Below are 14,993 nucleotides of genomic sequence, written 5' to 3' on the forward strand. Positions count from 1 at the left end.
TCTTGCCGCTCATAAATTGTTCAAGAGCTTTCTTCTCTAGTTCTTGTTGTTCTGTATTTGTCATCTTATCTGAATAATGTGTAAATTAAAAATTTAGTATTCAGACAAGGTTATATTTACACTCTCTGACCATAAGACCAGCAATTACAAAATTCAAAAAGAACACATATTGATAAGGTTTTATTTCAGGATTACGACGGTCAAATGAATAAAAAGTAAATACTACGATATGTAATATCACCTGAAACCAAACCTCTCTATTTAAGAATATTTTTTTCACAATATCGAAAAGCTGTATAACAAATATAGTTTTTGCTTCTTCAACTATAAGAATTAAAAGGTAATCCTCTTAATAATTACTATAAACGGCAGATTTATCGAGGTCAATTACAATAATGTCGTTTATGGGATTACAATAGTAGTTTACCCAAATGAATTTTTATAAATCTTTTCTTCTCCTTTTCTTTGAGTAATCAAATTATAATTACAATATAATGAACATACGGTTTCTTTTAATCCTATTCTTTTTTACGGTTGGCATCTGTGCTCAAAATAAGGAAATACTAGTTTCCGGATCATTGGTAGAAGCCGAAACAGGTCAACCTATTCCTTATGCCACAGTTGTTTTGAATGATATAAACTCTAAAGCTACAATTGCTGGAGCTATCACCAATGATGACGGTTTATTTGAGATAAAAACTACAAAAAAAGATTTTTATGTAGAGATAAGTTTTATAGGATTTAAAACCATTCAGCTTAGAGATTTTAAAATAAAAGATAATGAAGTTTATTTAGATAAGATTAAGCTTTATCAAGACAGCCAAACACTGGATGAGGTTGTCGTGAGAGGAGAAGTTTCTAAAACAGAGTTTAAATTGGATAAACGTGTTTTTAATGTGGGAAAAGACCTGAGTACCGCAGGAGCTAGTGCATTAGAGGTGCTTAACAATGTACCATCAGTTAATGTGAATATAGAAGGTGAGATAAGTTTGCGAGGAGCTGGAGGAGTCCAAATCTTGATTAATGGAAAACCCTCTGTATTAGCCGATGAATCAAGTAATGCTTTGGGAACTATCACAGCAGATATGATTCAAAGTATCGAGGTAATTACCAACCCATCTGCTAAATATGAGGCTTCAGGTACTTCAGGGATTTTGAATATTATCTTAAAAAAAGAAGAGAAAAAAGGCTGGAACGGTTCTGTTTCACTTAATACTGGTATACCTGACAATCATAGTATAGGAGCTAGTCTTAATCGAAGAACTGAAAAATTTAATCTGTTTACTCAAATGGGTGCAGGTTATCGTTCGCTGCCTAGAGATAATGAGGCGATCAACCGAAACCTTGAAAATGGGGAAGTAATTTTTAGTGAGGGAGAGAACTTTAGAAACGAGACTTTTTTCAACATTACCTTGGGTACAGACTACCATTTGAATAAATACAACGTTTTTACGCTTTCAGGAAACTTCGCCTACGAAATTGAAGACCAACCTTCCGAAACTAGCTTTCGTTTTTTTAACGAAATTAATACCTTGATATCTAGATCGGTACGAGAAGAAACTACTGATGCTACCAATCCCAAATGGCAGTACGAATTTAATTGGAAAAAACAATTTAAAAATAATAAAGACCATACATTCCAACTAAGTGCTTTAGGAAGTTTCTTCGGCAAAGATCAGTCTTCCTTATTTACAGACACTACTTTAGAAGGAGAAGATGTAGATAATAATCAACGGACTGCTACTAATTTTCAGCAAGCAGATTTTACCTTCAAAGCAGATTACACAAATCCATTAACTGAAGTGTATTCCATAGAGACTGGAGCACAATATGTTATAAATGATGTAGGAAATGATTTTGAGGTAAAGGATTTTATTGATGGAGAATTTGTAATCAATGAAAATCTGACCAATGACTTTGAGTGGGATCAAAAGGTATTGGGGATTTATGGAACTTTAGCATATGAAAATAAGATTTGGGGAATCAAGGCAGGCCTGCGTATAGAAAATACTGATTTAGAAACTTTATTAGCAAATACCAACGAAGGTAATTCCCGAAATTTCACCAATTTTTTCCCTAGTTTTCACACCTCTTATACGTTTAGTGAGAAGTTTTCATTGCAGGCTGGATACTCAAAACGTATATTCAGACCTAGACTTTGGGATTTGAATCCTTTTTTTAACATTCGAAATAACTTCAATATCCGCACTGGAAATCCGGAATTACAACCAGAGTTTACTAATTCCTATGAATTAACGAGTATTTATAAAATTGGAAAGGCTAGTATGAGTTCCAGTTTGTACCATCGCTATACAACAGATGTGGTAGAACGCATATCGACTTTTGTAGATAATGTAAATTTTACTACTCCAGAAAATATTGGCACGAATTCTTCTATAGGTTTTGAAACCAATGGAAAGTATAATCCTGTAAAATGGTTGACTTTTACCGGGGATTTTAATTTTAATTATTTTGACCGAAAAGGAACTTTCGATGGTCAGATTTTTGATTTTACAGGCAATCAATGGTCCACTCGATTAGGCTCTAAAATTAGTTTACCCACAGATATTGACTTAGAATTGAATGGTAACTACCGCTCAGGATTTGAAACCGTTCAGGGAGAGCAAAGTGGTTTTGCCTTTCTCGATATAGGGATGCGTAAAAAAATATTAAAGGGAAAAATAGTAGCAAATCTAGGTATCCGTGATGTTTTTGCTTCCAGAATTCAAGAACGCTTTGTGAATCAACCCTCTTTTGAAACTTATAATTTTGGGCAGCGCGGACGCTTTATTACTTTTGGACTAAGCTATGCATTCGGCAAAGGAGAGGCAATGACGTATTCGGGGAGAAGACGCTAAACTATAATATACGCATTCGCTTAAGTATATCCTGATTTTATTTTCTGTTAAAAATAGAGTGCTTACCAATGTTCAGTTCCCATTTCCCCCTTAAAAGGACCTACGATGTCTGGAGTGATCCATCCGGCATAAAATTTACTAGCTTGTGCTTCGACCTGTTTCCCATCTATATAACATTCAAGATGCTGAGGATAGAATGCTATATGATCTTTTAATGCAGAAAATTCTGAAAAGGGATTCGGATATGACCAGGCTATGGGTTGATCGATCAAGGTCTTCAATGTCAAATATATTGCATTTCCTTTCCATTCACACATTGAAGTCTTACCAAGTATTCTTACGAGTGTGTTCATTTCAATATTGCACTTAGGTATATAATATGTTGGCGGACTAGCAGTCTCTAAAACAGCTAAAGAATTGTGAGAGTCTGCTATCTTACCCCCTTGGTAATTGACTATTATTTGTTTGCTGATTTTTTCGATAATCGGAGGACGAGGAAAATCCCAGACAGATCGCTGACCCTTTTTTGGTGCTATTGCAAATGGAGGTCTTTCATTACCTGTATTGCTCCAACTCTCACGAGCCTTTTCCAACCAATTTATCGTCATTCTTCTTTTGTCCTTTCGCATCATAGATTTAGCCTAAATATTCATCGTTTATTAAACTTTAAATTAGTAGTCGTTCCAAAACCAACCTAATCTATTTCAAAATTGAACCGGTTTTCTTAATAAAATAATTAATAAGCTCTTGTTCAAATTCGAGATTAGATATTGGCTTAAATAAAGAAAGTAACTCACTCCCTGCCTTCGTAAATTGAATAACCTTAAAGTAAGTCTCTTTATTCTCACTATTTTTTGTTTTTATAAAATGGTATAAATGCTCCCCAATTCTAACTTTATAAGTATTGTTTTCCTCATTTACTTTATCATAGTTATAAAATCTTGTTCTTAACGTTACTTCTCTTTGATGAATTAAACCTAACTCCGAAATTTTAGTTATTGATTCTGCAGATAGCTCATAATCTTGAAGTGATATCGGAGATATACCATCAAGGTGTTCAAAAAACAAATATGATCTATCAGTTTTTTCATTAAAAAAATAAACAGACAAATTACTCGCAATTTGAAATATTTGAGCTATTTCTGAGTCCATTAAAGATAGTATATGTAGTGTCTGAAGACTAAATGTCCCTGGTCTTTTTATTTCTCCAGTGAGCATTTTGGAAAGCACTATTTGAAATCCTTCATCTGATTTTAATTCTGCTCTATTAGCAAATTCAATTAACCAATCATTTTTTATTTCTTTCTTATTATCAACTGTTTTAAGATTAGAATTCTCTATATCAGCTAAGGAATGATTAAATATATTTTCTCTAATTTTTTGACGATTTTTAAGTTTATTGAAATGATAGACCTTAGTTCGCGAAATAAATTCATTATCCTTTTTTAACTCTTCTTTAGCAATTTGAAGTGATAATTCTTCCATTTGTAATGAACTATTCGTTTTGTTTCTAATAGACGCCGGAAACTTTTCTAACCAAGCTAGTGGAATATCTATAATTCCATAAACAAGTTGACCGAAAGCTTTCCATAAATTTTTCTTTACTTCTGTTGGCAATGGAATACCGTCAACTTGAGCAATTATTTTATTTAAGTCAGTTTGATTAAAAGTATCTTCATTTTCGTTGTAAGCCATTTTGTATTAATCTTTAAGTGATGATCGTTTTATTGGACTTTTATATCTTTTCTTTTTATTGGAATATGGTTCTAATACGATTTATAACTAAAAATTTCGCATATTCATCGTTTCTTTTTCCTTTCTACTTCGTTTAAAAAATAAACCGTAGCTATAGCTATGCTTGATTTTTTTGCCTTGCATAAAGAAAAAATAATTCAATGAATTTATACGAATTTTTTAATCACAAATCGTATAATGTAAGGTCTTCAGTTTTTTAATAGAAATTACAAACATTATCCCAAAAATATGGTTGTTCAGCTACAAACTTTAAACTAACGTCCTCATCATTCAATATTTTATTATCATAAAATATTAATTTAAAGTATTATTCATTATAAAACTAAATATATTATGTTAGAAAAACTGTTAAATTCACAAGAGGTTCACGTTTTAAATAAACAAGAACAACGCTCCGTCAAAGCAGGATCCAACACTAATTGTGTAAAATGGCCAGGTACTTTTCTATGCGTTACCCATGTGTAAAAGATAGAACATAAAAGATGATCCATTTGAGCGGAGTCGAAACTTTATCATTCTGATATTAATAATATGTGTACTGCGCTCAAATGGATCGTTTATTGAACTTTTAATTCTAACAAACAACCCTATACATGAAGAAATCTTCATGAATAGGGTTGTCAATAATTTTACCTTGCAATAAATATACTGTAAAACTTTTAATACTCTAATTTTCCCTTTAATTTTTATACGATTAGTTATATTTTACTGGTGCATCTTGGACAGTAGTTTGTATCTGCCATTCTTTAAAAGGTATTTACATATTAAAAGGACCTATAAACTCATCAGTGTCCATATCAAAGAAAACATATTGGGTTCCTGAGCCGTCAAAGAAAGCAACTATTATTCTACTATCATCTTTAAGGTCAACGCGCATAGCTGCTCCTACAGATTCAAAAGGTATTTCAAATGAACTACCACTTGTTTTTACTTGAAAGTCTTTAATGGATCTAGGAGGTGTAAAAACCGAACTTTCACTAATAGTGTACTGCGTACCTTCTTTATTAAAAAAACATAATAATTTTCGATTGCCTATAGAGGCGTCCATTCCTGCTCCAATTGCAGAAAAAGGCACTCCACTACCTAATAAACTTACACTCTTTGGAGTACTAAACTCTCCTCTTCCGGTGCCGCCACCAATTTGATATAAACTATATTTACTCCCATCGTTATTAAAAAAATAGATACCATCGCTAAAGCTAGCGGATGCACGTCTAAATGCGGTGGCGGCGCATCCATTGAAAGGGTATATTCCGTTTGGACCTATTTCATTTAAACTATACTCAGATGATAGTTCTCCTGTATTTTTAATATGTATTAATCTCCCGTTTTCATCAATAAGCACATTGGTTAATGAATCAACATTGTCGAGCCAGGTCTGTGTATTAATATCTGCATAAAAAGCAGCTTCTACATTGCTACGTAAGTTTGCATATTTAGGGAAGCCTTTACTCCTATTTTCACAATTTACCACATCATATTCGGTGGCAAGATTGGTACTTATAATTTGACTTGGATCTTCTAGGCTATTTACTACATATGATAAAGGTAAGCCACCTGCTATATTGCTAGAAGCGGCCAATCTTTCGATAATTTCTTTTATGTGATTAGTCACGGCTTCTTCTCCCCCAAATGTAGCACCAACAGCATTTAATGTTCCTTCGGAATCACCTCCATATGCAATAACTTTTACCGATAGATTATTATACTCTTTTAAAAAGCTAAGATCTATGCTACCTGATGCTTGATTGCTTATGGTATTATATTCTCCTTCTAAAGCAAGTTTCATATCTTCTGCAGATGCAGTAGATTCATATAGCATATAAAATATGCGCCCATAGGTTACAGATGATATAAAGGTTGCAGGATTATCAGGTTGAATAAATTTAGCTAAATCTTCGGCAGTAACGCTTGGATCAAACACTTCGTCCAAGCTAGTGGGCTTTACATAGCTCATTGTATAATATTGTTGTGTGAGTTTTATCAAAACACTGCTATATTCTTCGCTGGTATTTAGGGAGAAGTTACTGTTAACTTTACTGGCTAAAGTAGATACCGTTAGCCCTAATTCTAGAGCCAACTGTTCCTTTGATTCAATAGCGGTTACATCAAGTACGAAATTTGCAGGAAGAATATCACCATTTTCGGCAATAACTTTATTCATCGCTTGATTGACAGTACCCTGATCTATTTTATCGACTTCAACAGTTGCTTGACGATTTCCAGTTACTAGGTTATATGTTATTGTGCCACCTGCACGTTTTACAACAATATCTGAAGGGGTGGCTTGTGATAAGGTTTTACCTTGAAGCAAGTTTCCCGGAAAAATTACAGAAGCATTTGTATTAAAAAGAGGAAACTTGTCTGTACCTCCTAAAACACTCACTTTTTTTCGGATACATTGCCATTGGTCTATTGTGTCGTTTAAGGTATAATTTTGGCTAAACATTTCTTCGGTATCTGGGATATCCTCTGGAGGTGTAGTGGTAGTTGCAAAACTTTCGAAAGCATCGCCGCTTGCTACCACTTCTTCGATAGTGAGATTGGATAGATTTGGATCCAAATCTATATCGGTATCATCTTTACTACAAGCCAAAGCAGTAATAATTAGTACTGTGCTAAAAATACTCCTTAATACTCTATTAATTGTTTTCATCACTTTTTGTTTTGTGGTTAAACTTTGTTTTGCGTGACTTTGCACATTAGAGGTCTGCAGCCCGTTCAAGCGCAAGACTACACAAAACGGTTTTGCCAATTTAATGACGTTACAAACGTAAAAGGTTAGTTTTAAGAATAAGAAAAAGTAGGGGTGACAAAAGGGTGACAAAAGAAAAAAGCCTTGTTTTACAGGTGCCTTAAAGAGTTTTTTTACTTTGCTCGTTGTAATTATATTGATATGATAAGTGCCTCTAATGATTCTTTAGGGCTAATACCAAGTTTTTTTCTAAGTCTATTTCGCGCTTTCTTAATTCCGGGAACAGAGATGTTTAAGATATTTGCAATTTCTTTTGAACTAAGATTCATTTTCAAAAGTGCCATTAGGCGTAAATCGTTGGTTGTAATTTGGGGATATTTTTGTTGAGCTTTACTATTAAAACCTTTATGAACTTCGTGGAAATATTTACTAAAGTTTTCCCAGTTATTCTCATCTTGTAAATCAAAATTGATGGTTCGAATTAGTTGCTGATACCCACTTTGACCAGTTGAAGAAGTTTTATATTCCCTGGCTTTTTGTTTTAAACCTTCTAAAACTTCATTCTTTTTAGCGAGATGTAAGGCATGAGTAGTGAGTTCTTTCTTTTTAAATGCTAGTTCATTATCAACTTTTTCTTTTTCTAGATTGTTTCGCTTCATTTTTTGGCGTAGTGCATAAAAACCTAATATAGCCAGTAAAAGTCCTATACCCATTAAAAGACGTTGCAGGTTGCTGACCTTTGCTTTTTGTTCAAGAAGAACAATTTCTTTTTCTTGTAGTGCTATCTGTTGCTCTTTTTTTTCAGTTTCAAATATGATCTTTAATTCTTGGGTAGCATTAGTACGTTCAATAGTGAAAATGGAATCGTTCAATACTTTATTTTTCTTATAGCTAAATAATGACTCTTTATATTTATTTTGCCCTTCAAGGGCTAAAGATTTTTCTAAATATGCTTTACGGAGTATTTCTACATCATTTGTAGATTCTGCAATAGCAATACTTTGATTGAGGTAATTAATAGATTGTAAATATTTTTTTTGTGCTAAATAAGTTTTGCCAATATAAAAGAGGTTATTTGATTCATTGTTAGGCGAACCGATAGATTTCCAGACTGTTAAACTTCTTTCAAAAAAAACTATTGCTTCTGGAAGATTTTTTCTTACTAATTCAAGATTACCCCAATTAAAATAGACACGAGCAATATTGGCTTTGTAATCTAGTTTTTCAGATATAAGTAAAGCATTTTTTAGATTTTCTTCTGCATGCTCATAATTTTTAAGCTTTATATTTGACACACCCATATAGTTTAATGCCTGAGCCCTACTTTGATCACTGTCAGTTTTATCATATAATTGTGCACTTTCATTTAAGATTTCAATAGCTTTTTCATGTTCGTCTGTAGATTGGTAAATAATTCCAATTTGTAGTAAATCTTCAGCGATTCTAAAATCGTCCTTCCCGCTTCTACGGAGTTTTAAAGCACTATAGGTTTCTTTAAGTGCGATATTGTAATAGCCATCGGAAATTGCAATTTTGCCCTTCATCAGATATGCGTTGGCCAAATGTAAAGTATCTTTATATTTTTTAAATACGGGGATATTAGTTTTCATTATTTCAGTGGCACTAGAACTATTACCTTGATAATGATCTAAGATGCCTACATTATGTCTAATGACAGCTGCACGCAGCGTGTCAAATGCATGAAGTGATTTTTCAACTGAATTTATAAGGTAATGTCTTGCAGAATCAATTTTTCCGAGCCTGTAATAATAGTTTGCCTTTTGAGCATACAACTTTGCTATTCCTTTATCATTTTTGGATATTTTGTATAATGAATCTGCTTTTTCTAAGTAAGTAAAGGTCTTTTTCTGGTCATTGTACATTGTTAGATTCGATAGTTCCAAATAATTGATTGCTTTAACAGTGTCTACCTTGGTTAGGCTAATGATCAAAAGAATACTGTCTCTTTCTTGTTTATTTTGAGCAGTAATTTTTTCAGGTATAATTAGTAGTATTAATACAATTAGAGGAATAGTTTTCATAAAAGAAAAATTTTACTTCAAGAATATTAAATTTACAACAAAATTTAATATTCTTGAAGTATAGCAACCTACACGTTCCTGCTCTTTATGTCTCTATTATCTATATTAAAGAAAATATTATGTATTAAATATTGAACGCTTTATCTTGAACAAGAGTTTTTAAAGTGATCCGTTTATTGAACTTTAATTCACTTTGTATCTATTTCAAATTTAATTTTTGATTCCGACATAAATTTCTCCATTGACGCTTGTAAATCTTTTTTTCTTTTTTCTATTTCAAGTCTTTCTTGTTTTAATTCTTCTTCGGAATAAGATGGTTCATATAACTGTGCTTCCATATTACTCATGCCAAAATGAAAGCCTTCCAGAGGGCCTTTTTTCTGAATATTATTCTTTGCAATTTCTTCAGTATCTTTAATGATTAAATCTTCAAATAATTTCAAAGTAATTTTGTTAGAATTATTAGCTTTAAAATAACTAATTCTTATATCAAACTCGTTTATAGGGTCTATAACTTTTGGAGATAATTTTTTATTTGTCTCGGAAATAAAAGTCCAATGGATCTTATCGTTTTATTGAGCTACTGATTTAAACTTTTATCTTGGTACTACTATAGTTCGAGCAACTAAATCGCCAACTCTCTGATTTTTCTTAGTACATTTTATCGACAAGACACCAACCCCTCCCAAGGGCCACATATCGATTAAATCAAAACAATGCCTCACAAGGCTTTGCCAAAATTTAAGTTTTTCTCCATTTTGATTCAGAGTTTTAAACCCTACTGTCCAATTTCCAATAGTACTTTGAAAAAGAAATTCAAAATACAATCATAAGAACGGTCCAAATTCCAACAAGAATTAAAATTAAATGATCTCCATTGTATCCTCTCTCTGGTATCTTTTCTCCAAATAGAACACAAGAAATGTAAAAAAGTAGAAGTCACAATCCACAATCTATTATGGCTGCAAAAACTCTTTTTATAATATAATTTTTTGGCATCGTTTTATTGAACTATTATTGAACAATATCAACAATTAATTTGAGTTGAGTTTTGATTTTAGAGTGACCCAAAAGTCAAAATGGTTTATAGACACTTTAGCTGATATTCTTTATGGTTTTTCATATGCAACTAAATCCAACAACCTTTTTGGCATTTCCTCCTCAGTTTTCAATTTCACATTCCATTCCGTTATAAGAGTTTCACACTTGGTTAAACTTTCTAAACAGCTTATACGATTTATATTCGAATGTTTTTTAGATAGGAATTGTATAAAAGACGAAAGGTGTGCCAACCACAGCACACCTCTCTACAACCTAACCAATAAATAAACAAACCAATATCAGCCATATAGACTGACTAAAGGTACTTTTCAAAATTTTTAACACGAATGGTTGATCCTAAATCGTGTAATAAGTTATATAAACCAAAGAATGTTCTATTGATATATAAGAAATGCTTGCTTCCTCTATTGCCATTCATTTTTCGCAATTCGGTATCTTTAGAATATTTTTCACTTAATTCTGTAATTCCGTTCCAGAAGCGCTCATCAGCAAAATCAAAAGTTTCCATCTGAAAAGGCGTTGTAAAAAGACTTAACATTTCATGAAACATTTCAGAGAAAAATGCTCTTTCTTGTGGCGAATCCTGTTCTTTTAATATTTCTAATTCTAACATCTTCTGATTAAAAAACTCAGGATTTTCTATATTTTCTTTTATTGCTAATTCAAAATATGGAGTATAAAATTCTAGCGGAACTTTTTTGACGCAACCAAAGTCAATAGCGACTAGATTATCATCATTATCTACTAAAAAATTTCCAGGATGAGGATCTGCATGCACCGCTTTTAGTACGTGCATTTGATACATATAGAAATCCCAAAGTGCCTGTCCGATTTTATTAGCTGTCTCCTGATTTGTATTTTGTTTAGCAAATTCACTAAGGTGTATTCCGGGCATCCAATCCATTGTAATAATTCGTTTACTGGACAACTCTTCATAATACTTAGGGAAACTGAGATTAGCGATATCACTGCAGGCCTCCGTTATTTCTTTACTTTGCTTTACTTCCAGCACATAATCTGTTTCTTCCAGCAATTTCCCTTCTAATTCTTTAAAATATTTCTCAGAGTCTTTACCTTTTAGATTAAACATTCTGATGGCGATGGGTTTCACCATCGCCAAATCAGAACTTATACTGTCTGCAACTCCAGGATATTGAATTTTCACAGCAAGTTTTTTCCCGTCCTTTACTGCCTTGTGTACCTGACCGATACTAGCAGCATTAACAGATTGAGTTGCAAACGTATCATATAATTCTTCAGGATATTTCCCGTGATATTTTTTAAATGTTTTTCTTACCAATGGTGCTGATAATGGTGGTACGCTGAATTGCGATAATGAGAATCTTTCTACATAGGCATTAGGTAATAAATTCTTTTCCATTGATAGCATTTGCGCCACTTTTAATGCACTTCCCTTTAGATTTTTTAATCCATCATAGATGTCGGTAGCATTGTCTTCATTAAGCTGATCTCTGGTTGTTTTAGGATTCACAGCTTTCTTACTATAATATTTAAGATAATTACCACCTACTTTTACACCAGTCTTTACAAGCTCGGTTGTACGACCTAATTTTGAAGTTGGTATTTTATCTAATGTTTTCATATTTTTTTCTTAAAATTTAATCTACTTTACCTCTTTATATGCTCTAATTCCACATTGATTTTTCTTTCCAAAGAAATTTTCCAAAATCCAATACATTACTCAGAGGTGTATTATCAAACAAATCAAAAATAGCCGTAACTGATTTTTCTATAGCGATGTCAGTCTTTTCAAAACTGACAGATTCATCTTCCATCCAAAATTTCAAAAGAAATAAAAATTGTAACCACGCTCCTTCTGCATAGACCGAAACAGGGTTTTTAGCTATCTTAAAAAGTTTCTCGTCATTATCGATTTCTATCAATTCTTTTGCAAAACTTTTGATATGATTACGCAATCCTTGTAATTGTTTTAAATTTTTGAACGGAACCTGATCATAATTCAATGCCATTAAAACATAACTCCTATTCAATGTTAATAATTCAAACAACGTATAAAAGAAAGTCAGCATCTTATCTTTACTGCTAAGGGCATCATATTCTTCATTCTTATGTATAGCATCCATTGTGGTGCTAAAAAAAGTATTCCAGATTCCCTTCCTAACACTATCAAGACTCCCAAAAAAATTATAAAATTCTTCTTCTTTTATTTTTGACTCTTTACAAAATTTATAAACAGATTTTGGATATTCTTCATGCTCCAGAACATAATTCATATATTTTGTAATTATAGAATGACTATCAATACTTTTCTTTTTATTAGGTGCTGCCATGAGATCCCTTTTTTATGTAAATATAATAATTGTTTAATTTTTTGTATCAAAAGTTAAACAAAAAATATGTTAAAGTTGTTTCAGAAAAAATGAAAGTAGCCTTATAATTTTAAGAGTAGACGTAATTGACATTACATACTTACGTTTTTAGCATAAAATATAAAACTTCAATGCCAGTTTGTCAGCAAAAGCGTCTTGGTATTTTTTTTGACAATAGATGATTCTAAAATGGATAATTAAATTAAAACATATTAAAAATGGCGACAGGAAGTATCAATGTATCTGTAGAAAACATTTTTCCTTTAATTAAAAAATTCTTGTATTCAGACCATGAGATATTTTTACGAGAATTAATATCGAATGCGACAGATGCGACTCTAAAACTTAAACATTTAACCAATATAGGGGAGGCCAAAGTAGAATATGGTAACCCAAGTATTGAAATAAAAATTGACAAGGACAACAAACAGTTGCATATTATTGATCAAGGTCTTGGTATGACAACAGAGGAGGTTCAGAAATATATTAATGAAGTAGCTTTTTCCGGAGCCGAAGAATTTCTGGAAAAATATAAAGATAGCGCAAAGGATTCTGGAATTATAGGTCATTTTGGACTTGGTTTTTACTCTGCCTTTATGGTTGCGGATAAAGTAGAAATCATTACAAAGTCTTATAAAGATGAACCTGCTGCGCATTGGACTTGTGATGGATCTACATCGTATACACTGGAGGCTCACGATAAAGCTGAAAGAGGAACAGAGATTATCCTTCATATCAATGAAGAAGAGGTTGAATTCTTAGAGGATAGTAAGATTACTGAGCTTTTAAAAAAATATAATAAGTTTATGCCTATTCCGATTAAATTCGGAACAAAGACTGAAACACTACCAAAGCCAGAAGACGCTAAAGAAGAGGATCCTGCTCCAACTCAGGAGGTTGACAATATCATCAATAATCCTAATCCTGCCTGGACCAAGCAACCTGCAGACCTCAAGGAAGAAGATTATAAAGGCTTCTATAGAGAATTGTATCCAATGCAGTTCGAAGAACCATTGTTTAACATCCATCTTAATGTAGACTATCCGTTTAACCTAACTGGGATCTTGTATTTCCCTAAACTAGGACAGGATATGAATATCCAGAAGGATAAAATTCAATTATATCAAAATCAGGTTTTTGTAACAGATAATGTAGAAGGTATTGTACCAGAGTTCTTAACGATGCTTCGAGGTGTTATTGATTCTCCGGATATTCCTCTTAATGTTTCTCGTTCTTATCTGCAAGCAGATGGTGCTGTAAAGAAAATATCTAGTTATATCACTCGTAAAGTAGCTGATAAATTAAGTTCATTATTTAAAAATGACAGAGAAGATTTTGAAAAGAAATGGAATGACATCAAAGTAGTTATTGAATATGGAATGCTTTCTGAAGATAAATTCTTTGAAAAAGCAGATAAATTTGCATTATATCCTACTGTTGATGATACCTACCTTACTTTTGAAGAATTAGAAGAAAAAATAAAAGATAATCAAACTGATAAGGATAATAAATTAGTGGTGCTGTATGCTTCTAATAAAGATGAGCAGCATGCCTATATAGCGGCAGCAAAAGACAAAGGATATGAAGTACTATTATTAGACTCTCCTATTGTTTCTCATTTGATTCAGAAACTTGAGACTAGTAAAGAGAATGTTACATTTGCTCGTGTAGACGGAGATCACATCAATAACCTCATCAAAAAAGATGAAGAAACAATCTCTAAATTATCTGATGAAGAAAAAGAAAGTTTAAAAGCAGATCTGGAAAAAGTAATTCCTACTGCGAACTACACAGTGCAGTTAGAAGCAATGGATAGTGATGCCTCTCCTTTTATGATCACACAACCAGAGTTTATGCGTCGTATGAAAGAGATGCAACAAACCGGCGGCGGCGGTATGAATATGTTTGGTAACATGCCGGAGATGCACAATCTGATTGTAAATACAAATCATGAGTTAATTACTCAGATTAAAGACACTAAAACAGAAAAGAAAAAAGAACGTCTTATAAAACAGTCTCTGGATCTTGCCAGACTTTCACAAAATTTATTAAAAGGTGAAGAATTGACAGATTTTATTAAACGTAGTTTTGAAATGATCAAATAATAAGTTAGTATCCGCTCATCGATTGTATGAGAAGGTACTATCTATTATCAACGAGATTAAATAATCCGAAACCGCTTTGTTGTTCGCAGAACAATTGAAGCGGTTTTTTTTGTACATTAACTTTT

The 14,993-nt window shown here is 32.4% G+C and carries 10 protein-coding genes; 2 read left to right on the forward strand and 8 right to left on the reverse strand.

Annotated elements, in window-relative coordinates; all coding sequences use genetic code 11:
* Positions 1-494: 494 nt before the first annotated feature.
* A complete protein-coding gene (locus F0000_RS22985) occupies positions 495-2,858 on the forward strand; it encodes an outer membrane beta-barrel family protein (protein ID WP_149627071.1) in 2,364 nt (787 codons plus the stop codon).
* 62 nt (positions 2,859-2,920) lie between these two features.
* Here F0000_RS22985 and F0000_RS22990 read toward each other — a convergent pair whose 3' ends face one another.
* The 8 genes from F0000_RS22990 to F0000_RS23025 form a co-directional block, all read right to left on the reverse strand.
* Positions 2,921-3,490, reverse strand: a complete 570-nt coding sequence (locus F0000_RS22990) for a DUF427 domain-containing protein (RefSeq protein WP_255452862.1) — start codon at positions 3,488-3,490, stop codon at positions 2,921-2,923.
* Positions 3,491-3,557: 67 nt separating this feature from the next.
* Entirely contained in the window at positions 3,558-4,553 is a 996-nt protein-coding gene (locus tag F0000_RS22995) for a DUF2806 domain-containing protein (RefSeq protein ID WP_149627072.1), read from the reverse strand.
* An 817-nt stretch (positions 4,554-5,370) separates the two neighbouring features.
* Complete coding sequence (locus tag F0000_RS23000; RefSeq protein ID WP_149627073.1) at positions 5,371-7,269, reverse strand: thiol-activated cytolysin family protein; 1,899 nt, start codon at positions 7,267-7,269, stop codon at positions 5,371-5,373.
* A 230-nt stretch (positions 7,270-7,499) separates the two neighbouring features.
* Positions 7,500-9,350: a tetratricopeptide repeat protein gene (locus tag F0000_RS23005; protein ID WP_149627074.1), complete on the reverse strand. Its 1,851-nt coding sequence runs from the start codon at positions 9,348-9,350 to the stop codon at positions 7,500-7,502.
* 188 nt (positions 9,351-9,538) lie between these two features.
* A complete protein-coding gene (locus tag F0000_RS23010; protein WP_149627075.1) occupies positions 9,539-9,793 on the reverse strand; it encodes a hypothetical protein in 255 nt (84 codons plus the stop codon).
* Positions 9,794-9,946: 153 nt separating this feature from the next.
* Positions 9,947-10,177, reverse strand: coding sequence for an RDD family protein (locus F0000_RS28690; protein ID WP_149627076.1), 231 nt, complete (start codon positions 10,175-10,177; stop codon positions 9,947-9,949).
* Positions 10,178-10,707: 530 nt separating this feature from the next.
* Positions 10,708-12,015, reverse strand: a complete 1,308-nt coding sequence (locus F0000_RS23020) for an AarF/ABC1/UbiB kinase family protein (protein ID WP_149627077.1) — start codon at positions 12,013-12,015, stop codon at positions 10,708-10,710.
* Between the two features lie 43 nt (positions 12,016-12,058).
* Entirely contained in the window at positions 12,059-12,724 is a 666-nt protein-coding gene (locus F0000_RS23025; protein WP_149627078.1) for a TetR family transcriptional regulator C-terminal domain-containing protein, read from the reverse strand.
* A 257-nt stretch (positions 12,725-12,981) separates the two neighbouring features.
* On the opposite strand from F0000_RS23025, the gene htpG reads away from it, so the two are divergent.
* On the forward strand, positions 12,982-14,868 hold the full coding sequence (gene htpG / locus F0000_RS23030) for a molecular chaperone HtpG (protein ID WP_149627079.1): 1,887 nt from the start codon (positions 12,982-12,984) through the stop codon (positions 14,866-14,868).
* Positions 14,869-14,993 lie beyond the last annotated feature (125 nt).

The sequence above is a fragment of the Aquimarina sp. RZ0 genome, assembly GCF_008370685.1.
Classification (GTDB): Bacteria; Bacteroidota; Bacteroidia; order Flavobacteriales; family Flavobacteriaceae; genus Aquimarina.